General features: G+C 70.5%; 27 protein-coding genes. 20 read left to right on the top strand and 7 right to left on the bottom strand.

All coding sequences use genetic code 11. The features are described 5' to 3' along the window. Positions 1 to 164 precede the first annotated feature (164 nt). Positions 165 to 1,235, bottom strand: a complete 1,071-nt coding sequence (locus ACTHMF_RS09885; RefSeq protein ID WP_440317282.1) for a GNAT family N-acetyltransferase — start codon at positions 1,233 to 1,235, stop codon at positions 165 to 167. Positions 1,236 to 1,582: 347 nt separating this feature from the next. Here ACTHMF_RS09885 and ACTHMF_RS09880 point away from each other — a divergent pair, with 347 nt between their 5' ends. The 7 genes from ACTHMF_RS09880 to ACTHMF_RS09850 all read left to right on the top strand — a co-directional run bounded on the left by ACTHMF_RS09880 (position 1,583) and on the right by ACTHMF_RS09850 (position 10,609). Further along, positions 1,583 to 2,665 carry a branched-chain amino acid ABC transporter substrate-binding protein gene (locus ACTHMF_RS09880; RefSeq protein ID WP_440317281.1) on the top strand — a complete coding sequence of 361 codons (1,083 nt, stop codon included), beginning with the start codon at positions 1,583 to 1,585 and terminating at the stop codon, positions 2,663 to 2,665. 120 nt (positions 2,666 to 2,785) lie between these two features. Then, positions 2,786 to 3,793, top strand: coding sequence for a branched-chain amino acid ABC transporter permease (locus ACTHMF_RS09875; RefSeq protein ID WP_314149013.1), 1,008 nt, complete (start codon positions 2,786 to 2,788; stop codon positions 3,791 to 3,793). Further along, complete coding sequence (locus ACTHMF_RS09870) at positions 3,790 to 4,947, top strand: branched-chain amino acid ABC transporter permease (RefSeq protein ID WP_314149012.1); 1,158 nt, start codon at positions 3,790 to 3,792, stop codon at positions 4,945 to 4,947. The genes ACTHMF_RS09875 and ACTHMF_RS09870 overlap by 4 nt, the downstream gene beginning before the upstream one ends. Continuing rightward, entirely contained in the window at positions 4,944 to 5,867 is a 924-nt protein-coding gene (locus tag ACTHMF_RS09865; protein WP_440317280.1) for an ABC transporter ATP-binding protein, read from the top strand. Before ACTHMF_RS09870 ends, ACTHMF_RS09865 begins: the two co-directional genes overlap by 4 nt. Then, complete coding sequence (locus tag ACTHMF_RS09860; RefSeq protein ID WP_440317279.1) at positions 5,854 to 6,567, top strand: ABC transporter ATP-binding protein; 714 nt, start codon at positions 5,854 to 5,856, stop codon at positions 6,565 to 6,567. The genes ACTHMF_RS09865 and ACTHMF_RS09860 overlap by 14 nt, the downstream gene beginning before the upstream one ends. 129 nt (positions 6,568 to 6,696) lie before the next feature. Continuing rightward, a complete protein-coding gene (smc, locus tag ACTHMF_RS09855) occupies positions 6,697 to 10,278 on the top strand; it encodes a chromosome segregation protein SMC (protein WP_440317278.1) in 3,582 nt (1,193 codons plus the stop codon). 28 nt (positions 10,279 to 10,306) lie between these two features. After that, complete coding sequence (locus ACTHMF_RS09850; RefSeq protein ID WP_314147708.1) at positions 10,307 to 10,609, top strand: hypothetical protein; 303 nt, start codon at positions 10,307 to 10,309, stop codon at positions 10,607 to 10,609. Between the two features lie 19 nt (positions 10,610 to 10,628). Here the strand turns inward: ACTHMF_RS09850 and ACTHMF_RS09845 are convergent, their stop codons facing one another. Next, a complete protein-coding gene (locus ACTHMF_RS09845) occupies positions 10,629 to 11,399 on the bottom strand; it encodes a CHAD domain-containing protein (protein WP_440317277.1) in 771 nt (256 codons plus the stop codon). 30 nt (positions 11,400 to 11,429) lie between these two features. On the opposite strand from ACTHMF_RS09845, the gene ftsY reads away from it, so the two are divergent. From ftsY to ffh, 3 genes are read left to right on the top strand one after another with little or no spacing between them, the layout of a single operon-like run. Beyond that, positions 11,430 to 12,305, top strand: a complete 876-nt coding sequence (ftsY, locus tag ACTHMF_RS09840) for a signal recognition particle-docking protein FtsY (protein WP_314147710.1) — start codon at positions 11,430 to 11,432, stop codon at positions 12,303 to 12,305. A gap of 11 nt (positions 12,306 to 12,316) precedes the next feature. Further along, positions 12,317 to 12,817, top strand: a complete 501-nt coding sequence (locus tag ACTHMF_RS09835; RefSeq protein ID WP_440317276.1) for a DUF2004 domain-containing protein — start codon at positions 12,317 to 12,319, stop codon at positions 12,815 to 12,817. Positions 12,818 to 12,872: 55 nt separating this feature from the next. Beyond that, positions 12,873 to 14,441 carry a signal recognition particle protein gene (ffh, locus tag ACTHMF_RS09830; protein ID WP_314147712.1) on the top strand — a complete coding sequence of 523 codons (1,569 nt, stop codon included), beginning with the start codon at positions 12,873 to 12,875 and terminating at the stop codon, positions 14,439 to 14,441. Positions 14,442 to 14,526: 85 nt separating this feature from the next. Here ffh and ACTHMF_RS09825 read toward each other — a convergent pair whose 3' ends face one another. The 3 genes from ACTHMF_RS09825 to ACTHMF_RS09815 all read right to left on the bottom strand — a co-directional run bounded on the left by ACTHMF_RS09825 (position 14,527) and on the right by ACTHMF_RS09815 (position 17,146). Then, positions 14,527 to 15,219 (bottom strand): SGNH/GDSL hydrolase family protein, encoded by a 693-nt coding sequence (locus ACTHMF_RS09825; protein ID WP_440317275.1) that lies wholly within the window; start codon positions 15,217 to 15,219, stop codon positions 14,527 to 14,529. 68 nt (positions 15,220 to 15,287) lie between these two features. After that, the gene (locus ACTHMF_RS09820; protein ID WP_440317274.1) at positions 15,288 to 15,965 is read right to left on the bottom strand and encodes an SGNH/GDSL hydrolase family protein; all 678 of its coding nucleotides are present in this window, start codon (positions 15,963 to 15,965) and stop codon (positions 15,288 to 15,290) included. A 44-nt stretch (positions 15,966 to 16,009) separates the two neighbouring features. Continuing rightward, entirely contained in the window at positions 16,010 to 17,146 is a 1,137-nt protein-coding gene (locus tag ACTHMF_RS09815) for a glutamate--cysteine ligase (protein WP_440317273.1), read from the bottom strand. A gap of 181 nt (positions 17,147 to 17,327) precedes the next feature. Between ACTHMF_RS09815 and rpsP the strand changes: the two genes are divergently transcribed. The 3 genes from rpsP to rimM are packed head-to-tail and all read left to right on the top strand — an operon-like array spanning position 17,328 to position 18,721. Next, a complete protein-coding gene (rpsP, locus tag ACTHMF_RS09810) occupies positions 17,328 to 17,813 on the top strand; it encodes a 30S ribosomal protein S16 (RefSeq protein ID WP_314147716.1) in 486 nt (161 codons plus the stop codon). 4 nt (positions 17,814 to 17,817) lie between these two features. Next, positions 17,818 to 18,048: an RNA-binding protein gene (locus tag ACTHMF_RS09805; protein WP_314147717.1), complete on the top strand. Its 231-nt coding sequence runs from the start codon at positions 17,818 to 17,820 to the stop codon at positions 18,046 to 18,048. Position 18,049: 1 nt separating this feature from the next. Then, positions 18,050 to 18,721: a ribosome maturation factor RimM gene (gene rimM, locus ACTHMF_RS09800; RefSeq protein WP_440317272.1), complete on the top strand. Its 672-nt coding sequence runs from the start codon at positions 18,050 to 18,052 to the stop codon at positions 18,719 to 18,721. Here the strand turns inward: rimM and ACTHMF_RS09795 are convergent. Then, positions 18,718 to 19,368 (bottom strand): GntR family transcriptional regulator, encoded by a 651-nt coding sequence (locus tag ACTHMF_RS09795; protein ID WP_440317271.1) that lies wholly within the window; start codon positions 19,366 to 19,368, stop codon positions 18,718 to 18,720. The genes rimM and ACTHMF_RS09795 overlap by 4 nt on opposite strands. 49 nt (positions 19,369 to 19,417) lie before the next feature. On the opposite strand from ACTHMF_RS09795, the gene ACTHMF_RS09790 reads away from it, so the two are divergent. Next, positions 19,418 to 20,650 (top strand): MFS transporter, encoded by a 1,233-nt coding sequence (locus ACTHMF_RS09790; RefSeq protein WP_440317270.1) that lies wholly within the window; start codon positions 19,418 to 19,420, stop codon positions 20,648 to 20,650. Between the two features lie 10 nt (positions 20,651 to 20,660). Further along, positions 20,661 to 21,347 carry a tRNA (guanosine(37)-N1)-methyltransferase TrmD gene (trmD, locus tag ACTHMF_RS09785; protein WP_440317269.1) on the top strand — a complete coding sequence of 229 codons (687 nt, stop codon included), beginning with the start codon at positions 20,661 to 20,663 and terminating at the stop codon, positions 21,345 to 21,347. Positions 21,348 to 21,428: 81 nt separating this feature from the next. On the opposite strand, the gene map is transcribed toward trmD, so the two are convergent. Beyond that, positions 21,429 to 22,199 (bottom strand): type I methionyl aminopeptidase, encoded by a 771-nt coding sequence (gene map, locus ACTHMF_RS09780; protein WP_440317268.1) that lies wholly within the window; start codon positions 22,197 to 22,199, stop codon positions 21,429 to 21,431. Positions 22,200 to 22,321: 122 nt separating this feature from the next. On the opposite strand from map, the gene ACTHMF_RS09775 reads away from it, so the two are divergent. The 5 genes from ACTHMF_RS09775 (at position 22,322) to ACTHMF_RS09755 (ending at position 25,186) form a co-directional block, all read left to right on the top strand. After that, positions 22,322 to 22,819 carry a hypothetical protein gene (locus ACTHMF_RS09775; protein WP_440317267.1) on the top strand — a complete coding sequence of 166 codons (498 nt, stop codon included), beginning with the start codon at positions 22,322 to 22,324 and terminating at the stop codon, positions 22,817 to 22,819. Positions 22,820 to 23,013: 194 nt separating this feature from the next. Then, on the top strand, positions 23,014 to 23,361 hold the full coding sequence (gene rplS / locus ACTHMF_RS09770) for a 50S ribosomal protein L19 (RefSeq protein WP_314147725.1): 348 nt from the start codon (positions 23,014 to 23,016) through the stop codon (positions 23,359 to 23,361). A gap of 66 nt (positions 23,362 to 23,427) precedes the next feature. Continuing rightward, positions 23,428 to 24,171, top strand: a complete 744-nt coding sequence (gene lepB / locus ACTHMF_RS09765) for a signal peptidase I (RefSeq protein ID WP_314147726.1) — start codon at positions 23,428 to 23,430, stop codon at positions 24,169 to 24,171. Further along, positions 24,171 to 24,833: a ribonuclease HII gene (locus ACTHMF_RS09760; protein ID WP_399552934.1), complete on the top strand. Its 663-nt coding sequence runs from the start codon at positions 24,171 to 24,173 to the stop codon at positions 24,831 to 24,833. Before lepB ends, ACTHMF_RS09760 begins: the two co-directional genes overlap by 1 nt. Positions 24,834 to 24,862: 29 nt before the next feature. Continuing rightward, positions 24,863 to 25,186: a DUF2469 family protein gene (locus tag ACTHMF_RS09755; protein WP_018190696.1), complete on the top strand. Its 324-nt coding sequence runs from the start codon at positions 24,863 to 24,865 to the stop codon at positions 25,184 to 25,186. Positions 25,187 to 25,273 lie beyond the last annotated feature (87 nt).

Genomic DNA, 25,273 nt, shown 5'->3' with positions numbered 1-25,273 from the left:
CGGGCCGGCGCCCCCCGCCCCCCCCCCCCGGGCCAGTGCAATACCCCGCGGCCCGCCCCCGCCCCGGGCATGCTTTTCCACACAAACCCCCCACAATGGTCACCATTGGGCGCGATACGTCACGAATGGGCGCGATTCGTGACGAAACGCAGACCGGGTCAGGCTCAGTCCAGCGTCTTCTGCCAGTGCCCGGTGAGGGCGTGCAGGCGGAAGCCGAACGCGCGGTTGATGGCGAGCATCGGGATGTTCTCGTCGGCGTTCCAGGTCAGCAGTCGCGTGATGTGCGGGGCATGCACCGCGAGCTCCCGGATGTTGTGCAGCTTCACGAGCGTCCCGAGCCGGTGGCCGCGGTGCGGCGCTGAGACCAGCGTGTCGTACTGCTCGGCCTTGTCGCCGTCCGCCGGCACCGCGATCTCGGTGTAGGCCGCCAGTTCGCCGCTCGCGATGTGCTGGGCGGCCGTGACCAGCAGCGGCTCGCCGCGCTCGGCCAGTTCCTGTTCCTGCGCCCGCACCCGGTCGCCCGTCCACTCCTCGCGGTCGACGGCGATGCCGGTCTGCGGGATGTCGGTCGCCATCCGCGCCTTGAGCGCCGCGAACGCGTCCAGCAGGTCGTCCGGCGCGTGGCCGAACCAGGAGACCGAGCGGTAGCCGACGGAGCTGTCCGCCGTGCTCGCGAGCCCGGCCTCGCGCTCGCGGGGGAGCGGGAGCAGCAGCTCGCTCGACCGCTCCACCTGGCCGAGGCGGTAGCCGTGCCTGCGGGCGAAACGCACGTCGCCGCTGTCGGCGGGAAGCCCGGCGGAGCCCGCTGCCGCGTGCACGACCGGGGAGCCGGCGTCCAGGGTGTGCGCGGGATGCTCGGTGTACGCGCTGATCACCCGGCGGCCGCCCTCGGCCGCGAGCTCCTCGCCCGCCGCCAGCAGCGCGCTGCCGATGCCGCGTCCGCGCACGGCGGGGGCGACGTCCACGAGCAGCGTCACGGTCTCGGCGTCCTCGTCGAGCGGGAACGACGCCTGGACGCGGCCGACGATCGCCTCGTCCTCGATCGCGACCAGCACGATCTTCTCCTGGTAGTCCTGCGCGCGCAGCGAGGCGAGCGCCTCCTCCGCCGTCTCGACGAAGTCGTCGGAGCCCCACAGGGCGACGCTGATGCCGTTGAGGACGCCCACCAGCTCCTCGAACGCGGCCGATTCCGGCGTGCCGAGCGCGGCCGGCGGCGTGAGGCGGGCGATGCGCACCGGTGACCTCCTGGAGCTGGAACACACCAACATAACCTGCCCGCGGCCGGCTGTGAAGGGCGCCGCAGCGTTTGGTTTCGATCGTGTAAATCTGCGTTCAAAAACGCGTTGCAAATGCTTGCGTTGCATGTAGTCTCAGCACACATATTCGTGGTGCGACGAGGCGACCACGCCGCGTTCGACACGGATTTCACGTCGAGAGGCAGAAGATGCTACGGAAGAAAGTCACCATCGGTGCGGCTGTTGCAGCGTCAGTCGCACTGTTCCTCGCGGGATGTGCGAACCAGCCGTCCACGGGAGGATCCACCAACGGGAGCTCCAAAATCGACATCCCCGCCATCACGTCGGTGGACACGCCGAAGGACGCCGTGCTCCCGGCCGGCGATGGCAAGGCCACCTGTCCTGCGGGGCTCACCATCGGCTACGTCGGTGCGGAGACGGGCGCCAACGCCCAGCTCGGCATCAACATCTACAACGGCATCCAGCTGGCCATCAACCAGCACAACGAAGCCAACAAGGGCTGCCAGGTGAACTTCAAGAAGTTCGACACCGAGGGCGACCCGACCAAGGCCACGGGACCTGTCACCCAGGCGGTCAACGAGAAGGACATCATCGGCGTCGTCGGCCTCCCGTTCTCGGGCGAGTCGAAGGCCACCGGCAACATCTTCGAGCAGCAGGGGCTGGTGCACATCACCCCGTCCGCCACGAACCCCGCGCTGACGCAGAACGGCTGGAAGACCTTCTTCCGCGGACTCGGCAATGACGCCGTCCAGGGCCCCGCCGCGGCGAAGTTCCTGACCGGCAAGCTCCAGGCCAAGAAGGTCTACCTGGTCCAGGACGACTCCGACTACGGAATCGGCCTCGGCACCCAGACCTCGAAGGCGCTCGGCGACGCGCTCGTCGGCACCGACAAGGTGACCACCGGCCAGAAGGACTTCTCCGCGGTGATCTCGAAGATCATCAACGCGAAGCCCGACGCCGTGTACTACGCCGGCTACTACGCCGAGGGCGCCCCGTTCGACCAGCAGCTGGTCAACAAGGGCTACACCGGCACGTTCGTCGGCCCCGACGGTGTGAAGGACGACCAGTTCATCAAGCTGGCCGGCGACGCGTCGAGCAACGCCTACTTCACCTGCCCCTGCATCCCGGGCGAGCTGATCCCCGACTTCGAGTCGGCGTACAAGAAGCTCGCCAACGCCGAGCCCGGCACCTACTCGATCGAGGGTTACGACGCCACGACCGTGCTGCTCTCCGGCATCGACAAGGGAAAGACGACCCGCGCCGACCTGCTCGACTGGGTCAAGAACTACGACGCCGACGGCCTGAGCAAGCACTACAAGTGGGACTCCACGGGTGAGCTCCAGGCGCCGACCGTCTACGGCTACAAGGTCGAGGGCGGCAAGATCGTCCCGATCGGCACCATCGGATAACGCGACACCGTGAGGATGCCGCGGGCCACCGTGGCCCGCGGCATCCTTGCGTTTTCCGCGCACCTCATCCGCACAACGACCGGATCACCGGCGATCCGGCACTGACCACTGGATGCACGAATGCTCGAACTGCTCGCCCTCCATCCCGTCCTCGACAACTCCTGGATCAACTTCGACGTCGGCGCCCTCGTCCAAAACTTCTGGAGCGCCACCTTCGACGGTCTCACCTTCGGAGCCATCTACGGCCTGATCGCCGTCGGTTACACGCTCGTCTATGGCGTGCTGAACCTCATCAACTTCGCCCACTCCGAGGTGTTCATCGTCGGCGCGTACGGCGTCGTGATCACCCTCACCTCGCTCGGCTTCGGCCCGAGCGCGCCGAACCTCAGCCCCGCCGCGATCGTCGGCGACCTGCTGCTCGCTCTCCTCGTCGGCATGGCGGCCTCCGCGTTCACGGCGTTCGTCCTCGAACGCGTCGCGTACAGACCGCTGCGAAAACGGAACGCGCCACGCCTGGTGTTCCTCATCACCGCGATCGGCGCCTCGTTCACCATCCAGTACCTGATCTTCCTGGTCAGGGGCGCGAACGCGGAGCCGGCGGTGACCATGTTCATCCCGACGCCGATCTTCGACGTGTTCGGGACGATCGTGAACAGCCAGCAGATCATCATCGTGGTCGCCTCCGTGCTGCTCATGGTGGCGACCGACATGTTCATCCGCCGCACGCGAACCGGCCGCGGCATCCGCGCCGTCGCGCAGGACGCGGACACTGCGACGCTGATGGGCGTGAACAAGGAGAAGATCATCGTCATCACGTTCGTGACCGGCGGTATCCTCGCCGGCGCGGCGGCCCTCTTCTACGTGATGCTCGTGCCCTCCGGCGTCATCTACAACGGCGGATTCGTCCTCGGCGTGAAGGCGTTCGCCGCCGCCGTGCTCGGCGGCATCGGCAACGTCCGCGGCGCGCTCCTCGGCGGCCTCCTCCTGGGCGTGATCGGCAACTACGGCCAGATCCTGCTCGGGGACTCGCAGTGGACCGACGTCGTCGCGTTCGTCGTCCTGGTGCTCGTGCTGCTGGTGAAGCCCACCGGCATCCTCGGCACCTCGCTCGGAAGGAGCCGCGCATGAGCATGACCGAAGGCCCCAAGGTCCTGCCGGACGGACGCTCCGAGCAGGCGGCGGACGCGCTCGAGGCGCAGCGCGGCCGGCGCAAGAGCCCCTTCCAGCCGCTGCGCGACTGGTGGAACGGCCTGCCGCGCGCCGTGCAGTGGGCGTGGCTGCTGATCGTGGTCGCGCTCGCGTACGCGCTGCCGTACCTGAACTTCTTCCCGCTCACCACCGAGCCGGGCAACGACTGGCCGCTGGCCTGCTTCGCGATGGCGACCTACGGCCTGATCGCCGTCGGCCTGAACATCGTCGTCGGCTACGCCGGTCTGCTCGACCTCGGCTACGTCGCGTTCTTCGCCGTCGGCTCGTACACGGCGGCGATGCTCACCAGCCCCGACTCGCCGTTCCTGAAGATCCCGTACCTGTGGACCATCCCGGTCGCGATGGCGATCACGATGATCTTCGGCGTGATCCTCGGCGTGCCGACGCTGCGGCTGCGCGGCGACTACCTGGCGATCGTGACGCTCGGCTTCGGTGAGATCGTGCGCATCCTCGCCACGATCATCCCGGCGATGAAGGGCCAGGTCGGCTTCCAGAACGTCGGCCACCCGCCGGGGCAGGATGCGAACGGCGTCCCGATCTTCTCCAACTCGAACGGCGTCCCCTGGTACTGGCTGACGGTGACGGTCATCATCATCGTCCTGCTGCTGGTCGGCAACATGGAGCGCAGCCGCGTCGGCCGCGCGTGGATCGCGATCCGCGAGGACGAGGACGCCGCCGAGATCATGGGCGTTCCCACCTTCAAGTACAAGGTGTGGGCGTTCGCGATCGGCGCCGGCGTCGGCGGCCTCTCCGGTGCGCTGTTCGCCGGTCAGGTCGGCTTCGTCAACAACCAGAAGTTCGACGTGCAGACCTCCATCCTGTTCCTCGCGGCCGTCGTGCTCGGCGGTGCAGGCAACAAGGTCGGCGCGATGATCGGTGGCGCGATCGTGGCGTACATCCCGCTGCGGTTCACCGCGATCGCCGACTACAAGTACCTCATCTTCGGCGTCGCGCTGGTGATCATCATGATCTTCCGGTCGCAGGGCCTGTTCCCGGCGCGGCAGAAGCTGCTGGCCTACGGGCGGCACGCGTACCGGAGACTGGCCGGAGCGGCGAAGGGAGACGCACGATGACGGACGCACGCACACCGGGAGCAGCAGGCGCTCCCGAGGAGGAGCCGGTCCTCGGCGCCAACGAGGAGGAGCTGGAGGCCGCCGGCATCGACCTGGAGGTGGCAGAGGCGGCCGCCCCCGACCGGGAGATCGCGGTGGAGGTCGGCGAGAACATCGTCGAGGTGCGCAACCTCACGGTGAAGTTCGGCGGGCTGCTCGCGCTGGACGACGTCTCGTTCGACATCCGCCGCGGCGAGATCCTCGGCCTGATCGGACCGAACGGAGCGGGCAAGACCACCTGCTTCAACGCGATGACCGGCGTCTACAAGCCGACCAGCGGGGACGTGCTGCTGGAGGGCCAGTCGATCAAGGGTCAGAAGCAGCACAGGATCACCCGGCTGGGCCTCGCGCGGACGTTCCAGAACATCCGGCTGTTCGGCGAGATGACGGCGCTGGAGAACGTGGTGGTCGGCCTGGACGCCCGGCACCGCACCTCGGTGCCCGGCGCCCTGCTGCGCCTGCCCAGGCACACCAGGGAGGAGAAGTCCTCGATCGAGCGCGGCATGGCCCTGCTCGAGTTCGTCGGCATCGCCGACCAGGCGGGCACCCTCTCCCGGCAGCTCCCGTACGGCTCGCAGCGCAGGCTCGAGATCGCCAGGGCGCTCGCGACGGACCCGAAGGTGCTCTGCCTGGACGAGCCCGCCGCCGGATTCAACCCGGCGGAGAAGGAGGAGCTGATGGACCTGATCCGCACCATCCGTGCGGACGGGTACACGGTCCTGCTGATCGAACACGACATGAAGCTGGTGATGGGGGTGACGGATCGCATCGTGGTGCTGGAGTTCGGGCGCAAGCTCGCCGACGACGTGCCCGAGGCCATCCGCAGCGACCCCCGCGTGATCGCCGCCTACCTCGGGGAGCCAGAAGATGACGTTGCTTGAGCTGAAGAACATCAGCGTTGCCTACGGCCGCATCGAGGCCATCCACGACATGTCGTTCTCCGTGGAGGAGGGCGAGATCGTCAGCCTGATCGGCGCGAACGGGGCCGGCAAGTCCACCACCATGAAGACGATCTCCGGCATCCTGAACCCGTCGAAGGGCAGCATCCACTTCGACGGCCAGGACATCACCAAGATGAAGGCGCACATCCGCGTGATCCGCGGGATCTCGCAGGCGCCGGAGGGCCGGGGGATCTTCCCCGGCATGACGGTGATGGAGAACCTCGACATGGGCGCGTTCGGGCGCAAGGACCGCTCGAAGATGGGCGAGGACTTCGACCGCGTGTTCGCGCTGTTCCCGCGGCTCGCGGAGCGGAAGACGCAGCTCGGCGGCACGATGTCCGGCGGCGAGCAGCAGATGCTCGCCATCGGGCGCGCGCTGATGTCGAACCCGCGCCTGCTGCTCCTGGACGAGCCGTCGATGGGTCTCGCGCCGCAGTTCATCCGGCAGATCTTCTCGATCATCGCCGAGATCAACAAGCAGGGCACGACCATCCTGCTGGTGGAGCAGAACGCCAACCAGGCGCTGGCCCGCGCACATCGGGCCTTCGTGCTGGAGACCGGCAACATCACCCGCGCGGGCACCGGCAAGGAGCTGCTCGCCGATCCCGCGATCAAGGAGGGGTACCTCGGCGTCGCCTGACGCCGCCTCCTCGCCGTCGGCCGGCTTCCCCGAGGGGCACGTCGTCGTCGCTTTTCGCACGCGAAAGCGACAACGACGTGCCCCTCGGCTTTCGTTTCCCGCGGGTGACCGTGCGGTAAATTCACGAGCGTGTATTTGAAGAGTCTGACGCTCAAGGGCTTCAAGTCGTTCGCACAGCCGACGACGTTCGCCTTCGAGCCGGGCGTCACCTGCGTCGTCGGGCCCAACGGGTCCGGCAAGTCGAACGTGGTCGACGCCCTCGCCTGGGTGATGGGCGAGCAGGGCGCCAAGACTCTCCGCGGCGGCAAGATGGAGGACGTCATCTTCGCCGGCACCTCGACCCGCGGCCCGCTCGGGCGCGCGGAGGTGCAGCTGACCATCGACAACACCGACGGCGCGCTGCCGATCGAGTACTCCGAGGTCACCATCTCGCGCACGCTGTTTCGCAACGGCGGCAGCGAGTACGCCATCAACGGCCAGTCCTGCCGGCTGCTGGACGTGCAGGAGCTGCTGAGCGACTCCGGCCTCGGCCGCGAGATGCACGTCATCGTCGGCCAGGGCCAGCTCGACGCCGTCCTGCACGCGAGCCCGGAGGATCGCCGCGGCTTCATCGAGGAGGCGGCCGGCATCCTCAAGCACCGCCGCCGCAAGGAGAAGACGCTCCGCAAGCTCGAGGCGATGCAGACCAACCTCACCCGGCTGAGCGATCTCGCCGGCGAGGTGCGCAGGCAGCTCAAGCCCCTCGGTCACCAGGCGGAGATCGCGCGCGAGGCGCAGTCCATCGCGGCGATCGTGCGGGACGCGCGTGCCCGTCTGCTCGCCAACGAGGTCGTCGCGCTGCGCCGCACCCTGGACGACCACACCCGCACCGAGGCGGAGCGGCACACCGAGCAGATCGTGCTGCAGGAGCAGCTGGAGCAGAAGCAGCTGCGCCGCACCCGGCTGGAGCAGGCCCAGGTCGGCGACTCCGTCGACGCGGCGCGCAGCACCGCGTTCGCCCTGGAGCAGGCGCAGGACCGCCTGCGCGGGCTCTACACGCTCGCCACCCAGCGGCTCGCGCTGCTCGGCAGCCAGGCCGAGTCGCCGGACGACGGACCGCGGGTGAGTCCGCAGATGGTCAGGGACGCGGCGGACGAGGTCGAACGGCTGCGCGCCGCGGTGACGGAGGCCGAGGCGGCCTGGCAGGCCGCGCAGGCGGCGACGCGCGCGGCCAGGGAGCGGCTGGACGCCGTCGACGACGAGATCGCCGCCCAGAGCGCGCTCGTCTCCAAGCACGACCTGGAGATCAGCAAGCTGACCGGGCAGGCGGACGCCGCCGCCCAGCGGCTGGCGGCGGTCCGCGGCGAGGTGCTGCGCCAGCAGAACGCGCTCGACGCCGCGGTGGAGCGGCGCGAGAAGGCGCGCGCCGAGTTCGCCGCGCGCGAGGCGGAGGCCGCGACCGCGGACGCCGGCGAGGGCAGCCTCGACGAGGCGTACGAACTCGCGCAGGCCGACGTCTTCGAGGCGGAGGGCGAGATCGAGCGTCTCCGCGAGGAGCTGCACACGCTGGAGCGCGAGCGCGACGCCCTCGCCGCGCGCACCTCGGCCCTCTCGCTCGCGCTCGACACCAAGGACGGCTCCGCCGCGCTCCTCGGCGCGCGGCTGCCCGGTGTGCTCGGGCTGGTGGCGGAGCACGTCCGGGTGCGGCCGGGCAACGAGGCGGCGATCGCCGCCGCGCTCGGAACGCTCTCCGACGCCGTCCTCGCGGAGAGCAGGGAGGCCGCCTTCGCCGCCGTCGCGCGTGCGGCGGGCGACGACCTCGGCCGGGTGGAGGTGGTGGTCGCCGATGCCGCGGCCGCCGACGTCGACCTCACCGGCATGGCGGGCGTCGTCCCCGCACGGTCCGTCGTGGATGCGCCGTCCGGCGTGCTCGGCCTGCTCGCGTTCACCGCGATCGCCGACGACCTGGACGCCGCGCGCTCCGCCGCCGACGCCTTCCGCTCCCGCGGCCTCGGCGGCCCGGTCACATTGATAACGCGCGCCGGGGAGGTCCTCACCGAGTTCGTCCTCCGCGGCGGCTCCGGCGCCACCCAGAGCCGCATCGAGCTGCTCGCCGACCGCGATGCCGCCGAGGAGCGGCTGGGCGAGGTGACATCGCTGATCGATCGGGCGCGGTTCGCCCTCGCGGAGCAGCGCGGTGTGCTGCAGGTGGCGAAGGAGCAGTCGCAGACGGCGCTCGCCTCGCTGCGCGAGTTCGACGCGAGACTCGCGGCGCAGACCGAGCAGCTGAACCGCGTGAAGGTCCAGCTGGAGGCGTCCCAGGCCGAGTTCGACCGGCTCAGCGCCGCGCTCGAGCAGGCCTCCGAGCGCGTCGCCGACGCCGAGTCCGCCGCCGAGACCGCGAAGGCCGCGCTGGAGGCTGCGCGGTCGCGGCCGCGGCCCATCCTGGACGCGTCCGCGCGCGACGGCCTGTCCGCCGAGCTGGACGCGGCCCGCGAGGCCGAGGTCGAGGCCAGGCTCGCCGTGGAGACCGCCCGCGAGCGGGTGCGCGCGGAGCAGGCCCGCGGCGAGGCGCTCGCGCGTCAGCTCGAGGCCGAGCGCGCCGCCGCCGAGCAGGCGGCCAGGCGCGCGGTGATCCGGCGCCGCCAGCTCGACGCGGCGCAGGGGGTCGTCGACGCGCTGCCCGCCGTCCTCGCCTCCGCCGACCGGTCGCTCGCCGCCGCGCGCGTCGAGCTCGCCGCCGCCGAGGCGCAGCGCGCCAGCCAGAACGAGGAACTGCAGACCGTGCGCCGCGAGGAGTCGGCGATCCGCGAGCGGCTGCACACCATCACCGAGAGCGTGCACGGCTTGGAACTGCAGATCTACGAGAAGAAGCTGCACCTCTCCAGCCTGCTGGAGCGGGCGGGCAGCGAGCTCGGCCTGGTCGAGGACGTGCTCGTCGCCGAGTACGGGCCCGAGGTGCTCGTGCCCCCGGACCGCCGGCCGGAGGACGAGGACAGGGACGCGGACGGTGGCGAGCCGGACGCCGCTCCCCGCACCGACGCCGACGAGCCGGAGGGCATCCCGTTCGTCCGCGAGCAGCAGCAGAAGCGCCTCGCCTCCGCCGAGCGCAAGCTCGCCCAGCTGGGCCGCGTCAACCCGCTCGCGCTGGAGGAGTTCGCCGCCCTGGAGCAGCGCCACAAGTTCCTCACCGAGCAGCTGACCGACCTGACCAACACCCGCAAGGACCTCCTGACGATCATCGAGGAGATCGACACGAAGATGCAGACCATCTTCGAGTCCGCGTTCGCCGACACCAAGGAGGCGTTCGGCCGGGTGTTCCCGATCCTGTTCCCCGGCGGGACCGGCAGCATCGAGCTGACCAACCCGGACGACCTGCTCACCACCGGCATCGAGGTCTCGGTGAAGCCGGCAGGAAAGAAGATCGAACGGCTCTCGCTGCTCTCCGGCGGCGAGCGGTCGCTGGCGGCCGTCGCGCTGCTGATCGCGATCTTCAAGGCCAGGCCCAGCCCGTTCTACATCATGGACGAGGTGGAGGCGGCGCTCGACGACGCCAACCTCGGCCGGCTGCTGACGATCTTCGAGGACCTGCGCGAGAGCAGCCAGCTCATCGTCATCACGCACCAGAAGCGGACGATGGAGATCGCGGACGCGCTCTACGGCGTCTCGATGCGCCAGGACGGCGTGTCCGCGGTCGTCGGCCAGCGCGTCGCACAGGAGAAGGCGTCCTAGCGAGGGCGCGGACGGAGAAGGGGGAATCATGCTGCGACCGGCTGTCGTCCTGTGGTGGGGGATCGGCCTCACCCTGCTCGGCGTGGTGCTCGGAATCGCGCTGCCCGCGCTGGCCTACGGCAGCGCGCCGACGGCCAACGGCATCGACCAGGGCCTGCTGATCCTGATGCAGGCGGTGCTGCAGCTGCTCACCGGCGCCGCGCCCCTGGTCGGCGCCGCGCTGATCGCCGCCGGCATCGTGATGGCCTACCTGAAGCGCCTGGTCGAGCGCGCGCCCGAGCACGCCTTCCGCCTCCGGGCGGATCCCGCCGAGCGCCCCGAGCGTCCCTGACCGGCCCCGGGCGCGGCGATCAATCGCGCAGAGCGTCCAGAAGGGCGTCGAGGGGCTCGACGGCGGCGGCCGCGGCGTGCTCCGCGCGCACCGCGGGACCGGGCAGGCCGTTCTCGCGCAGCAGGCGCGCGAGCAGGGTCGCGTCGCGGTGGTCGCCCAGGGCGTCGTGGATGGCCTCGGCCTCCGCCGCCAGCCGCACGGCCTTCCTGCCCAGGTCGTCGGCGACCGCCTCGGCGGCGTAGCGCAGCCGGCGGGCCGCCTTGCGGGTGGCGTGCAGCGCCTCCAGACTGTCGTCGCCGTCCGCGAGCACCCGCTTCGTCGCCGAGCGCAGGCCGCGCCTGATGATCCGGCGCGGGTGCTTCCTGCCCCGGCCGCGCAGCGGCGGCTCGGCGGCGTAGAACTGCAGGTCCGCCAGCAGCCGCCGATGCCCGCGCGTGTCCAGGTGCCGTACGAGGGAGGCGAGCGCACTCGCGTGCGCCGTGCGGTGCTCGGCGGCCAGGGCCTCGACGGCCTCGATCGTCTCGGGCGCGTCGTCCACCTCGAGCAGGGCCTCCAGCGCGGCGGCGCGGACCTCCAGGTCGCGCACCTCGCCGAGCCGGTCGCCGAGCGCCTTCAGCCGCGCGCGCATCCTGTCGTTCTGCTCGACGTCGAACGCCCGCTTGTAGACGCCGAGGATGCTCCGCAGCCGGCGCACGCGCGTGCGCGCCTGGTGCACCGCGTCCTCCCCGCCGCTCTCGACCGCGACCAGCTGCTCGGCCAGCTCGGCCGACACCGCCACCAGGGAGAACATGGCAACACGCTAGCAACTAGTCTGAGTGTCATGGCAGAACGCACCCCCTGGTCTCTGTCGGGCGCCCTGCGCGGGCTGTTCGCCAAGAAGACCATCGACGACACCACCTGGGACGACCTGGAGACGGCGCTCATCACCGCCGACTTCGGTCCGGACGTCACCGAGGCGATCGTCGACGACCTGCGCGCCAAGGTCGACCGCTACCACACCACCGACCCGGCCGACCTGCAGCGGATGCTGCGGGAGACGCTCGAGGAGCGGCTCTCCAAGCTCGACACCACCCTCAAGCTCAGCGAGCGGCCGGCGATCGTGCTCGTCGTCGGCGTGAACGGGGTCGGCAAGACCACCACGATCGGCAAATTCGCCCGGTTCCTGCGCACCTACGACCGCTCGGTGGTCGTCGGCGCCGCCGACACCTTCCGCGCCGCCGCCGTCGAGCAGCTGGCCACGTGGGCCGAGCGCGCCGGAGCCGACATCGTGCGCCCGCAGCAGCAGGGCCAGGACCCGGCCTCCGTCGCCTTCCAGACCGTCGAGAAGGCCAAGCAGAACGGCACCGAGATCGTCATCATCGACACCGCGGGCCGTCTGCAGACCAAGGGCGGCCTGATGGACGAGCTCTCCAAGATCAAGCGCGTCGTCGAGAAGCAGGCGCCGATCTCCGAGGTGCTGCTCGTTCTCGACGCGACCACCGGGCAGAACGGGCTCGCGCAGGCCGAGGCGTTCCTCGAGCACGCCGGGGTGACCGGGCTGGTGCTGACCAAGCTGGACGGCTCGGCCAAGGGCGGCTTCGTCCTCGCAGTGCAGGAGCGCACGGGCATCCCGATCAAGCTCGTCGGCCAGGGCGAGGGGATCAACGACCTCACCGGTTTCACGCCGCACGTGTTCGCGCAGCAGCTGGTCGGATAGGGGAGAGGGTCATGGCGATCGAGCACGACTTCTTCGGGGTGATCGACGAGACCGCGTCCGGCGGGCTCGCCTGGTCCGACTCCGCCGAGCTCGCCGACCAGGTGGTCGAGGTGGAGCTGCTCGCCGACGACGAGACGGCCGTCTCGGAGTTCGCGCTGGATGCGGCGGCCGCGCTCATCCAGGCGCTCGAGGGCTTCGACGCCCGGGCCAGGGACGCCCTGATCGCGGAGCTCAGCTCCCGCCAGTCGGCGACCACCAGCTACATCGACGAGCACGTCGACCGCCTGGGCGACAGCCTGATCGACCTGCTCGTCTACAACTCGGGGGACATCGCGGTCGACGTGCTGCGGTCGCTGCAGCTGCTGCACGTCACGGTGCAGCCCGACCACGCGGACGAGGACGAGGTCTTCGCGACCTTCGACTACTCGATCAGCCCGGACGAGACGGACGCGATCCTGACCGTCTCGTTCGACGTGCGCGGCGATGTCGTCGCGGTGGAGACGCAGGGCTGACGCCTCCGCCGGTCATCGGCTAGCGGTCGGCTCGGCCCGGTAGACTTGTCCGATCATGGCTACTTTCGGTTCTCTCTCCGACCGCCTCGCGGATACCTTCAAGAACCTCCGCACCAAGGGCAAGCTCTCGCCGTCCGATGTCGACGGGACCGTTCGCGAGATCCGGCGTGCGCTGCTCGACGCCGACGTCGCGCTCGAGGTCGTCAAGGAGTTCACGGGCAAGGTGCGCGAGCGCGCCCTCTCCGACGAGGTCAACAAGGCCCTCAACCCGGCCCAGCAGGTCGTCCAGATCGTCAACGAGGAGCTCATCGGCATCCTCGGCGGTCAGCAGCGCCGCCTGGAGTTCGCCAAGCGGCCGCCGACGGTGATCATGCTCGCCGGCCTCCAGGGCGCGGGCAAGACCACGCTCGCCGGCAAGCTCGGCAAGTGGCTGGTCAAGGACGGCCACACCCCGATCCTCGTCGCCGCCGACCTCCAGCGGCCCAACGCCGTCACCCAGCTGCAGATCGTCGGCGAGCAGGCCGGCGTCCCGGTCTTCGCCCCGGAGCCCGGCAACGGCGTCGGCAACCCGGTGAAAGTCGCCAAGGACGCGCTGAAGTTCGCCGAGACCAAGCAGTACGACACGGTCGTCATCGACACCGCAGGCCGCCTGGGCGTCGACGCCGAGCTGATGAAGCAGGCGGCCGACATCCGCAAGGCGACCGACCCGGACGAGGTCCTGTTCGTGATCGACGCCATGATCGGTCAGGACGCGGTCGCGACCGCGAAGGCGTTCCAGGACGGCGTCGACTTCACCGGCGTCGTGCTCTCCAAGCTCGACGGCGACGCGCGAGGCGGCGCCGCGCTCTCGGTGGCCTCGGTCACCGGCCGCCCGATCATCTTCGCGTCAACGGGCGAGGGGCTGGACGACTTCGAGCCGTTCCACCCCGACCGGATGGCGTCGCGCATCCTCGACCTCGGTGACATCCTCACCCTCATCGAGCAGGCCCAGGAGGCCTTCGACGAGGAGGAGGCGCGCAAGGTCGCCGAGAAGTTCGCGACCGACACCTTCACGCTCGACGACTTCCTCAAGCAGATGCAGCAGCTGCGCAACATGGGCTCCATCAAGAAGATGATGGGCATGCTGCCGGGCGCGGGGCAGATGAAGCAGCAGCTGGACAACTTCGACGAGCGCGAGATCGTGCGCACCGAGGCGATCATCCAGTCGATGACGAAGGCGGAGCGCACCAACTCGAAGCTGCTCAACGGCTCGCGCCGGCTGCGCATCGCGAAGGGATCCGGCACCACGGTGACCGAGGTCAACCAGCTCGTGAACCGCTTCGAGCAGGCCGCCAAGATGATGAAGACCGTCGCCAAGGGCGGCGTGCCGAACGTGCCGGGCATGGGACCCATCCCCGGCGCGTCGTACGCGGGCAAGGGCAAGCAGCAGGCCAAGAAGAAGAAGGGCTCGCGCTCCGGCAACCCGGCCAAGCGCGCCGCGGAGAACGCCGCGCTCGCGGCCGGCGTGAAGCCCGCGGGCTCGGCCGGAGCGACCGGCAGCGGCTTCGGCCTCGGCGGCGGTGCGCCGAAGGGCGGCCCCTCCGAGGAGGAGATGGCCGCGCTGCAGAAGTTCCTCAACCGCTGACCGTCCTCGCCGACTGACCCCGCTCGGTACGTCTGCGCCCTGCTCGCGCGGGGTCAGACGTACCCGGAAGGGCCAGTCGAGGCGATCAGGAGGTCTTGCCCGCTGGGGCCAGCCGGTCCTCGATGACCTTCGCGACCGTGCGGTCGCCCGCCGCGTTCGGGTGGATGCCGTCCGCCTGCAGCAGCTCCGGGTGGCCGACCAGCGGGAAGCCGATGTCGAGGAACGTGCCGCCGACGTCCGTGACGGCCTTCTCGGCGATGGCGTCGACGGTGTCGATGCTCGCCGGCGGCTGGTCGGATCCCCAGACGGCCGTGATGCCGATGATGTGCGCCTTCGGGAACGCGTCGTGCAGCTCGCCGAGCAGCTCGGTGGCCGAGGCGGTGACGGCGGCGGGCGCTTCGTTCCTGTCGTTCCGGGTCGCTGCGATCAGGATGTAATCCGGGTTCAGCGTGAGCGCGGTGTCCACCTGCTGACGGTAGGTGGTGCCGTTCCAGCCGGCCTTGACGAACCCGGAACCGGAGACCGCGAGGTCGGTGAGCTGCCAACCGTGCTGGCGCGCGATCAGCGCGGGCCAGGCCTCGTCGGGGCGGACGCCCTTGCCGAAGGCGATGGAGTCGCCGATCGCGACGACCTGCGGCTGGTGGCCGTCGGCCGGGACGGCGGCGGCCGTCGCCTGGGCGGCGACGGGGCGGGCGGGGGCGGCGGCGGAACAGCCCGCGAGCGCGAGCGCGACGATGGCGAGCGCGGCAAGCGCGATGGCGGGTCTCCGGGTGGGCACGGAGTGAGGGTAGACCGCTCAGACTGAGGGAATGCTGTGCGCCGCGCCGAACGCGGAAACGGGTTCGCTCAGACGCGCGCGTCGAGGCGTTCGAGCACGGTCGCCGCGATGGCCTGCTGGCCGGCAGGAGTGGGATGCTCGCCGTCGTCCTGGACGAGTCCCGCCTGGCCGCGGTAGGGCTGGCCGAGGTCGAGCCAGTGGCCGCCGACCGCGGCCACGGCGGTGCGCAGCGCGTGGTTCAGCGGGGCGAGGTCGTCGTCGCTCGCCTCGCCGGTGAGGGCGTTGAACCCGAGGATGTGCGCCTTCGGGAGCGCGTCGCGCAGGCGCTCGACCGCCTTCGCCATGGCCGAGGCGACGGCGGAGGTGTCCTGGCCGAGATCGTTGTCGGACGCGCCGATCAGGACGACATCCGCCCTGACCGAGATCGCGCGGTCCACCTGGGCGTCGAAGGACTGCCCGTCCGGCCCGAGCGCGAGGAAGCCGGCGCCGGGGACGCTGTAGTTCTGCACGCCCCAGCGCCGATCGACCGCGACGAGCGCCGGCCAGGCCTCGTCGGGGTCGAGACCCATCCCCGACTCGATGGAGTCGCCGATGACCGCGACCGTCGGGTGGCCCTCGCCGCTGATGGCGGGGCCGACGGCGAACGGGGTCGAAGCGGAGGAGGTGCAGCCGGCGAGCGCCAGGGCTCCGAGCAGGAGCGCCGTGAGCGCCGATGCGGCCGTCGCGAGGGGACGGTGGGAGTGCATGGCCCCCAGTTTAGGGGTGCACCCTATGCATCGGCTCTGTGCCGCTAACGGCCGAGGCCGTCCCGCAGCTCGTGCGTGAGCGAGCTGACGACGGCCTGCAGGCTGCCGCCGTTCGCCTGCGCGACGGCCAGCTGGCGCTGGTAGCTCGCGCCGGTCTCCAGGATCGTCGCAACCGTGCGCAGCTCCGCCTCGCAGCCGAGCCGGTCGGCGGTCGGGGCGAGCTCGTCCACCAGCTCGAGCAGCGACTCGCGCACGAGCCGCTCGCGTCCGTCCGGGGCGACGATGATCTCCGCGTCGAGCCCGTAGCGCGCGGCGCGCCACTTGTTCTCGCGCACGAACCAGGGCTGCAGGGTGACCGGCTCGACGCCGTCGTCCAGGTCGCCGGACATCCGGTCGGTGAGGCAGTGGATCAGCGCAGCGACCGCGCCGACCTCGTCGGCGGTGGAGAGGCCGTCGCACGCGCGCATCTCGACCGTGCCCCACTTCGGCGATGGCCGGATGTCCCAGCGCACCTCGCTGTGGTCGGTCACGACGCCGGTGGTCACGAGGTCCTGGACGTACTCCTCGTAGTTCGCCCAGCTGCCGAACTGCCAGGGCAGGCCGGCCGTCGGCAGCTGCTGGAACATCAGGGCGCGGTTGGAGGCGTACCCGGTGTGCGCGCCCGCCCAGTACGGGCTGGAGGCGCTCAGCGCCTGCAGGTGCGGGTAGTAGGTGAGCAGCCCGTTCACGATCGGCAGCGCCTTGTCGCGCTCGTCGATGCCGACGTGCACGTGGATGCCCCAGATCATCATCTGCCTGCCCCACCACTGGGTGCGGTCCAGCAGCCGGTTGTAGCGCTCGTTCGGGGTGATCTTCTGATCGAACCACTGCGCGAAGGGATGCGTCCCCGCGCACATCAGCTCGATGCCGAGCGGGTCGGTCACCTCGCGTACCAGGCCGATCAGCTCCTGCAGGTCCGTGATCGCGGCGGGCACGCTGTGGTGGACGCGGCTGACCAGCTCGACCGTGTTCAGCAGCAGCTCGTGGGTGATCTGCGGGTGCTCTCGGCCGTCCGGCGTCCCGACCTCGCGGAGCACGTCGTCCGCGACCTGGACCAGGTCGCCGGTCGCAGAGTCGACCAGAGCGAGCTCCCACTCGACACCGATGGTGGAGCGCTCGGAAGGAGCGAATTCGATCTGCACGTTCTCGTCCGTCCGTCCGATTGTTCAAAGCAGGCTGGTATCTGACAGAATAGCTAGTTGAGTTCCGTCGTACCCGACCCTCTATCCGGTGCGATGGGATGAACAAAGACCTCCTGCCGAGTGTGCCCCCACGCCCACGGCAGTCAGTTCGACAAAACTCACTCATCGACACAGGAGAATTGTGGCTGTCAAAATCCGTCTGAAGCGCCTCGGCAAGATCCGCGCTCCCTACTACCGCATCGTCGTGGCCGACTCGCGCACCAAGCGCGACGGTCGCGTGATCGAGGAGATCGGTCTGTACCACCCGACCGAGGAGCCCTCGCGCATCGAGGTCGACTCCGAGCGCGCTCAGTACTGGCTCGGCGTCGGCGCCCAGCCGACCGAGCAGGTGCTGGTGCTCCTCAAGCTCACGGGCGACTGGGGCAAGTTCAAGGGCGACAAGAACGCCGTCTCGACCGTGAAGACGGCCGAGGAGAAGGTCGCGTTCGTCGCCGACGACAAGAAGAAGCCGGTCCTCAAGCCCAAGGCCGAGAAGCCGGCCGAGGTCGCCGCCGAGGCGGAGGCCGTCGTCGAGGCCGAGGTCGAGGCCGAGGAGGCCGCTGAGGCCGAGGTCGTCGCCGAGGCCGAGGAGGCGACCGCCGAGGCCGCTGACGGCGAGAAGGCGTAACACCTTGCTCGCACCCGCGCTCACCCACGTGGTCAAGGGCATCGTCGACCACCCGGACGACGTGCATGTCGTTGCCAAGGGCTCCCCGCGTGGCGAGGTCCTCGAGGTTCGCGTGAACCCCGAGGACCTCGGCCGGGTCATCGGCCGCTCCGGCCGCACGGCCAAGGCCCTGCGCACGCTCGTCGCCGCTCTGGCCGACGGCCGTCGCGTCCGCGTCGACGTCGTCGACGACTGAGGTGGCCGACCACAAGCTGCCCCGCAAGGATGTCGCCCCGCGGCCGGACCAGACCGAGCTGCGCGTCGGCCGGCTCACCAAGGCCCACGGCCTCAAGGGCGCCATCAAGATCGAGCTCTACACCGACGAGCCGGAGAAGCGGTTCGCCCCCGGCGCCGTCTTCACCCTCCAGGTCCCGACCGCGTCCAAGTGGCATGGCAAGACGCTGGAGCTGAAGGAGCTGCGCTGGTACAACGGGCATCCCGTCGGCTTCTTCGCCGGTGTGGATGACCGCACCGAGGCCGAGACGCTCGTCAAGGCCATCCTCTGGGTGAGTCAGGACGCCCGGCCGCTGCCGGACGAGGACGACGCCTGGTACGACCACCAGCTGGTCGGCCTCACGGCGCTGCGCGACGGCGTGAAGGTCGGCACGGTCGCCCGTGTCGACCACCTGCCCGCGCAGGACCTGCTCGCCATCAACACCGGCTCCGACGAGGTCCTCGTGCCGTTCGTGAAGGCGATCGTGCCCGAGGTGGACGTCGTCGCCGGCACGCTCACGCTGACGCCGCCGACCGGGCTCTTCGAGGAGCTGCCGGACGACGAGCCGGAGAGCGCCGAGCCCGGGGCCGCGGCGACGGCGGATCCCGAGGCCGGTGCCGCCGAGCCGGACGCCGCCGACCCGGACGCCTCCTAGCGGACGATCGACAGCCCGCGTGCCCGCAGCACGCGGGCGTCGGCGTCCAGCGCCGCGAGCAGGTGCTCGTGCGTGCCGACGATGTGCAGGTGGATGCGGCGCGCCGCCTCCTCCGCATCCCGCGCCGCGACGAGGTCCAGGATCTCGCGGTGCTCCGTCCACGCCTCCTCGCTGCGCGCGACCAGCCAGCGCGAGCGTTCGAGACGCACCATCGCCGACGCGACCGTGTCCGCGAAGAAGTGGTTGCCGGAGAGTCCCGCCAGCGCCACGTGGAAGTCGGTGCCGGCGCGCACGCTCTCGTCCGCGCTGCGCTCGTGGTCGACGCCGTCCAGCCGCGCGGAGAGCGCGGCGATGTCCGCGTCCGTCGCACGCGCGCAGCTCAGCCGCACCGCGGTGGTCTCCACCGCGTCCCGCAGCTCGCTGAGCCGGGCGATCTCGCCGAGGTCGATGGGGGAGACCTGCCACGCGCGCCCGTCGCGCGCGACCAGTCCTTCCGCTTCCAGGCGCATCAGCGCGGCGCGCAGCGGGGTGCGCGACGCCCCGAGCTCGGCCTCCAGCCCACGCTCGGTCAGCCGGGATCCCGGGACGCGCTCCAGGTCGAGGATCTGGCTGCGCAGCCGCTCGTACGCGGTGGTCGGCTCCGACACGGGGACTCCTTTTGGTATACCGAGGTGGTATACCGCTAGGGTATACCGCATGAGCACTCCCACCGTAGCGCAGCAGACGACATCCACCCGGACGCCCCGGCCGTGGCTCATGCTCGCGTTCGGCGTGCTCGGCCAGGCGAGCTCCACCGTGTTCGTCTCCACCCCCGCCTTCCTGATCCCACTGCTGCACAGCGAGCGCGGGCTGAGTCTCGCGCAGGCCGGCCTGCTGGCGTCCGCGCCGACGCTCGGGCTGGTGCTGACGCTGATCGCGTGGGGAGCGCTGAGCGACAGGATCGGCGAGCGCTGGGTCATCGCCGCCGGCCTCGCGGTGACCGCGATCGCGGCGTTCGGCGCGATGTTCGTCTCCTCCTACCTGGCCCTCGGCGCCCTGTTCCTCGTCGGCGGGATGGCGGCGGCGAGCCCGAACGCGGCGAGCGGGCGGGTCGTGATCGGCTGGTTCCCGAAGGAGCGGCGCGGCCTCGCGATGGGCATCCGCCAGATGTGCCAGCCGCTCGGCGTCGCCATCGCCGCGATCAGCATCCCCGTGCTCGCCGCGAACGGCGGCATCGCTGCCGCCCTGCTCGTCCCCGCCGTGCTGTGCGCCGTGTCCGCGGTGCTGTGCGCGATCGGGATCGTGAACCCGCCGCGACCGCCCCGGACCCCGGCGGCCGGCGGCGCCGCGCACCCGCAGACCGCCTGGCGGCCGTATCGGCAGACCTCGCTGCTGTGGCGCATCCACGGGGTCTCGATGCTGCTGGTGATCCCGCAGTTCACCGTCTCGACCTTCGGGCTGGTCTGGCTGGTCACGGAGCTGCGGATGCCCTCGCTCGTCGCCGGGATCGTGATCGGCGTCAGCCAGTTCGCCGGGGCGATCGGCCGGATCGGCGTCGGCATCCTGAGCGACCGGGTCGGCAGCCACCTGCGGCCGCTGCGCTGGGTCTCGCTCGCCGCGGTCGCGGTCATGCTGCTCATGGCCGTCGCCTCCGCGCTCGGCTCCGTCCCCGCCGCGATCATCCTGGTGGTCGCCGCGGTGGTCACGGTCGCGGACAACGGCCTCGCGTACACCTCCGTGGCCGAGATCGCCGGGCCGTTCTGGTCGGGCCGGGCGCTCGGCGCGCAGAACACCGGGCAGTTCCTCGCCGCCTCCGTCGTCGGGCCCGCCGTCGGCGCGCTGATCGGCTGGGTCGGCTACCCGATCGCCTTCGCCGTCGTCGCGCTCTGCCCCGCGATCGCGACCCCGCTCGTCCCGCGCGATCGGGAGCTGGCGGTCGTGCCCGAATAGAATCCAGTGCATGCGCATCGACATCGTCACGATCTTCCCGACCTTCTTCGATGTGCTGGACATCTCGCTGCTCGGCAAGGCCCGGCAGTCCGGATTGATCCGGCTGGGCGTCCACGACCTGCGGGACCACACCCACGACAGGCACCGCACGGTTGACGACACCCCGTACGGCGGCGGCGCGGGCATGGTCATGAAGCCGGAGCCGTGGGGCGAGGCGCTCGACGGCATCCTGGGCGCGGGGGAGGACGACCCGCTGGTGATCTTCCCGTCGCCCGCCGGTGACGTGTTCACGCAGGCGATGGCGCGCGAACTCGCCGAGGAGCGGCACCTCGTCTTCGGATGCGGGCGCTACGAGGGCATCGACCAGCGGGTGTTCGACGACACCGCGTCCCGCGCGCGCGTCCGGCTGGTGAGCATCGGCGACTACGTCCTGAACGGGGGAGAGGTCGCCACGATGGCGATGATCGAGGCGATCGGCCGGCTCATCCCCGGCGTCGTCGGGAACCCGGAGAGCCTGGTGCAGGAGTCGCACGAGGACGGGCTGCTGGAGTACCCCTCCTATACGAAGCCCGCCGTCTGGCGCGGCCGCGAGGTGCCGCCGGTGCTGCTCTCGGGCAACCACGGCGCGATCGCCGCCTGGCGGCACGAGCAGTCGCTCGAGCGCACCGCCCGCGTGCGCCCCGACCTGCTCCCGTAAGGCCCCGCCATCGCTTCCGGAGTTCTTCACGCGACACGCCGGGCGCAGGCGTGAAGAACTCCGGAACGGACGGCGGGTCGCTCAGGACGTGGGAGCGGTGAGGATGACGGGGCCGTCCTCGGTGATGGCGATCGTGTGCTCGGAGTGCGCGCCGCGCGACCCGTCCGCCGATCGCAGCGTCCAGCCGTCCGGGTCGGTGAAGATCTCGTCCGTCGTCTCCAGGAACCACGGCTCGATCGCGATCACCAGTCCCGGCTTCAGCGGGAAGCCGCGGCCCGGGCGTCCGTCGTTCGGGACGTGCGGGTCGCCGTGCATGGTGCGGCCGACGCCGTGCCCGCCGAACTGGGTGTTGATGCTGTAGCCCTCCCCGTGCGCGACCGCCGCGATCGCCGCGGAGATGTCGCCGACCCGGCCACCGGGGCGTGCCGCCGCGATTCCGGCGGCGAGCGCGCGGCGGGTGGTGTCGATGAGCCGCAGGTCCTCGTCGCGCGCGGAGCCGACGACGAGGCTGGTCGCCGCGTCCGCCACCCAGCCGTCCACGCTTGCCGCGAAGTCCAGGGTCAGCAGGTCGCCGTCGCGCAGGCGGTAGTCGTGGGGGAGGCCGTGCAGGACGGCGTCGTTCACCGACGTGCAGATCACCTTTCCGAACGGACTGGCGCCGAACGAGGGGTGGTAGTCGATGTAGCAGGACTCCGCTCCGCGCTCGCGGATCATCCGGTGGGCGAGCGCGTCCAGCTCCAGCAGGTTCACGCCCACCTTCGCGGCGGCGGCGGTCGCCGCGAGCACCTCGGCGACGAAGCGCCCGGCCGGCCGCATCTGCTCGATCTCCGTCGGGGTCCTCAGCTCGATCACGCGCGTCCTCTTCTCTTCTGCCGGATCGCGTCAAGTCTTCCACGCCCGCGGGGAGGGTCCGCGATTTCGGCCCTCGGCGAACCCGCAGCCCCTCCCCAGCCGCACGCGGTTACGCTGGTCGCGTGATCATCCGCAAGGCGTTCTACTGGTGGCTGTTCCCGTCCGCCGTGGTGCTCCCGGTGTGGCTGCTGGTCGGCTGGGCCGCGTTCCACTCGGGCAGCGGATGGTCGTTCCTCGGGCTGCTCGTGCTGTGCCCGATCCTGTTCGTCGCGCTGCTCGCGATCGGCGGCATCATCGTCGCCAGGCGCAGCGTGCGCGAGTCGCGCGCCGTCTCCTGGTACGACGCCGGCGTGCTCGCCGGCTGGAACGCGTCGATCATCGCGTTCGGATTCTTCCCCGCCGGGGTCACCGGCTGGCTGGCCGTGCTGGGTGTCCTGTTCTTCCTCGGCGCCTTCTGGCTGGGGCTCTGGGAGCTGATGACGGAGCTGCGCGGCCGCGTCGAGCAGACCTTCGCCGCCTACGAGAGCGCCGCCCGGCCGCAGCAGGTCCCGCAGCCGGAGAGCCCGATCGTCGACGACGCCGAGGTCATCATCATCGAGGAGCGGCGGCGCGAGGACTAGGTCGTTCGGGCCTGCTTTGGCAAACACCGCTCCGGCATGGCAGAATTAACGCTTGTGCCGCGGCCAGGCTCTGCCGCAGGGGAGCCAGCATCTCTCGCGGACACACCCCAATACCGAATCCCGGCCTCGCGCGCGTGTGCGCCCGGCCCCGAGTCCGTCCCCGACCTGCCGGCGGGTACAGAGAGCGAACAAGAATGCACATCCTCGATCAGGTGGACGCCGCGTCCCTCAAGCAGGACATCCCCGCCTTCCGCGCCGGCGACACGGTCAAGGTGCACGTCAACATCATCGAGGGCACCCGCTCTCGTATCCAGGTCTTCCAGGGCGTCGTCATCGGCCGCTCGGGCGAGGGCGTCCGCGAGACCTTCACGGTCCGCAAGGTCAGCTTCCAGGTCGGCGTCGAGCGCACCTTCCCCGTGCACTCCCCGGTCATCGACAAGATCGAGGTCGTCACCCGCGGTGACGTCCGTCGCGCCAAGCTCTACTACCTGCGCGAGCTGCGCGGCAAGAAGGCGAAGATCAAGGAGAAGCGCGAGAACTGACGCGCGTCCCGCATCACGTCCCTGAGCTCCCGGTCCTACACTTGGACCGGGAGCTCAGGCGGTTAAATGACGGACGAGACGCTGCCCACCCGGCCTGACCGCGTGGCGGATTCCGAGCGCAAGCGGCGCGGGGCGCTGCTGTTCCTGCGCGACATCCTGATCATCGTCGTCATCGCCCTGCTGGTCTCGTTCCTGATCAAGACCTTCGTCGTCCGCTCGTTCTACATCCCGTCCGGGTCGATGGAGAACACCTTGCAGATCAGCGACAAGATCATCGTGAACGAGCTGCAGCCCTCCGTCTTCCCGCTCAGCCGCGGGGATGTCGTCGTGTTCCGGGACCCCGGCGGCTGGCTGCCGCCCAAGGCCCCGGTGCAACGGAACCCGGTGGCGTCGGCCGTGGACACCGCGCTCACGTTCGTCGGCCTGTCCGCGTCGGACAGCGACGACCACCTCGTGAAGCGGCTGATCGGGCTGCCGGGAGACCGGGTCGCGTGCTGCGACGCCGCAGGCAGGATCACCGTCAACGGCGTGGCCATCGACGAGCCGTACACGATCATCGAACCGGGCCAGACGAACGCGGCGACGGTCCGGTTCGCGGTCACGGTTCCCGCCGGAGCGATCTGGGTGATGGGGGACAACCGGTACAACTCGCAGGACTCCTCGCGCAACCAGTCGCTGCCAGGGCACGGCTTCGTCCCGCTCGACCACGTCGTCGGCCGGGCGTTCGTCGTCAGCTGGCCCGTTCAGCGCTGGTCCTGGTTGGACGATTATCCTGAGGTCTTCCGCGGTGTGGAGGAGAACAAGGAATGATGACCCCGGTGACGCCGTCGCTGCGGTTCGAGAAGGCGCTGTATCGCGACGGCGTGACGTCGATCGTCGCCGTCGACGAGGTGGGGCGCGGCGCGCTCGCCGGCCCCGTCGCCGTCGGGATGGTCGTGATCGACACCGCCGTGAAGCGCATCCCACCCGGGCTGCGCGACTCGAAGCTGCTGCCGGAGCCGGTGCGCGAGGCGCTGGAGCCCGCCTGCCGGCGCTGGTCGCTGTTCCACGCCGTCGGGCTCGCGTCCGCGGCGGAGGTCGATTCGCTCGGGATCATGCGCTGCCTGGGGCTCGCCGGGGCGCGAGCCCTCGCCCAGCTGGAGGAGCAGGGCGCGCAGGTGCGCGAGAGCACGCTCATCCTGGACGGCAACTACGACTACCTGAACCCCGCGCTGATGCGCCCGGCTCGCGTGCTGACGCGCATCAAGGCGGACAGGGACTGCGCGTCCGTCGCCGCCGCCTCCGTCATCGCGAAGGTGCACCGGGACCGGCTGATGATCGGCCACGACGCCGACTATCCCGGCTACGGCTGGACGAGCAACAAGGGCTATTCGACGCCGGAGCACTTCGCGGCGATCGCGGAGCTCGGGCCGAGCGCCCTCCATCGCCTCACCTGGCTGAAGGAGACGGCGATGCTCGACATGCCGACATAGCCGCGCATCCGGCTTAGACTTGTCTGACGATGGATGAGGACGAGTTCGACGACTACGACCGCGAGGTCGAGCTGGCTTTGTACCGTGAATACCGGGACGTCGTCTCGCAGTTCAAGTACGTGATCGAGACGGAGCGCCGCTTCTACCTTGCGAACGAGGTGGAGTTCGTGCGCCGCGACACCGAGCACGACTTCTATTTCGAGCTGACCATGAACGACGTGTGGGTGTGGGACGTCTACCGCGCCGACCGATTCGTGAAGTCGGTGCGCGTGCTCACGTTCAAGGACGTGAACATCGAGGAGCTCTCCAGCAAGGAGTTCGAGCTGCCCAAGGAGCTCGCGCTCGACGAGTAGGCCCCGCCTTCTCCACAGCCTCCGCCCCCGCGCGACTTCCCCACAGATTCTGCGCCCCACGCTCCAGCCCCTTCCACCTCCCCGAGG

It is taken from the genome of Leifsonia sp. (genome assembly GCF_051955155.1).
Lineage (GTDB): Bacteria > Actinomycetota > Actinomycetes > Actinomycetales > Microbacteriaceae > Leifsonia.
Note: the sequence above shows the minus strand (reverse complement) of the source record. Positions and strands in the feature narration are given on the sequence as shown.

Coding starts and splice junctions, on each gene's coding strand:
- ACTHMF_RS09875 (WP_314149013.1), top strand. CDS start 2,786: ATGCTCGAACTGCTCGCCCTCCATCCCGTCCTCGACAACTCCTGGATC.
- ACTHMF_RS09870 (WP_314149012.1), top strand. CDS start 3,790: ATGAGCATGACCGAAGGCCCCAAGGTCCTGCCGGACGGACGCTCCGAG.
- ACTHMF_RS09865 (WP_440317280.1), top strand. CDS start 4,944: ATGACGGACGCACGCACACCGGGAGCAGCAGGCGCTCCCGAGGAGGAG.
- ACTHMF_RS09860 (WP_440317279.1), top strand. CDS start 5,854: ATGACGTTGCTTGAGCTGAAGAACATCAGCGTTGCCTACGGCCGCATC.
- ACTHMF_RS09850 (WP_314147708.1), top strand. CDS start 10,307: ATGCTGCGACCGGCTGTCGTCCTGTGGTGGGGGATCGGCCTCACCCTG.
- ACTHMF_RS09845 (WP_440317277.1), bottom strand. CDS start 11,399: ATGTTCTCCCTGGTGGCGGTGTCGGCCGAGCTGGCCGAGCAGCTGGTC.
- ftsY (WP_314147710.1), top strand. CDS start 11,430: ATGGCAGAACGCACCCCCTGGTCTCTGTCGGGCGCCCTGCGCGGGCTG.
- ACTHMF_RS09835 (WP_440317276.1), top strand. CDS start 12,317: ATGGCGATCGAGCACGACTTCTTCGGGGTGATCGACGAGACCGCGTCC.
- ffh (WP_314147712.1), top strand. CDS start 12,873: ATGGCTACTTTCGGTTCTCTCTCCGACCGCCTCGCGGATACCTTCAAG.
- ACTHMF_RS09820 (WP_440317274.1), bottom strand. CDS start 15,965: ATGCACTCCCACCGTCCCCTCGCGACGGCCGCATCGGCGCTCACGGCG.
- ACTHMF_RS09790 (WP_440317270.1), top strand. CDS start 19,418: ATGAGCACTCCCACCGTAGCGCAGCAGACGACATCCACCCGGACGCCC.
- trmD (WP_440317269.1), top strand. CDS start 20,661: ATGCGCATCGACATCGTCACGATCTTCCCGACCTTCTTCGATGTGCTG.
- rplS (WP_314147725.1), top strand. CDS start 23,014: ATGCACATCCTCGATCAGGTGGACGCCGCGTCCCTCAAGCAGGACATC.
- lepB (WP_314147726.1), top strand. CDS start 23,428: ATGACGGACGAGACGCTGCCCACCCGGCCTGACCGCGTGGCGGATTCC.
- ACTHMF_RS09760 (WP_399552934.1), top strand. CDS start 24,171: ATGACCCCGGTGACGCCGTCGCTGCGGTTCGAGAAGGCGCTGTATCGC.
- ACTHMF_RS09755 (WP_018190696.1), top strand. CDS start 24,863: ATGGATGAGGACGAGTTCGACGACTACGACCGCGAGGTCGAGCTGGCT.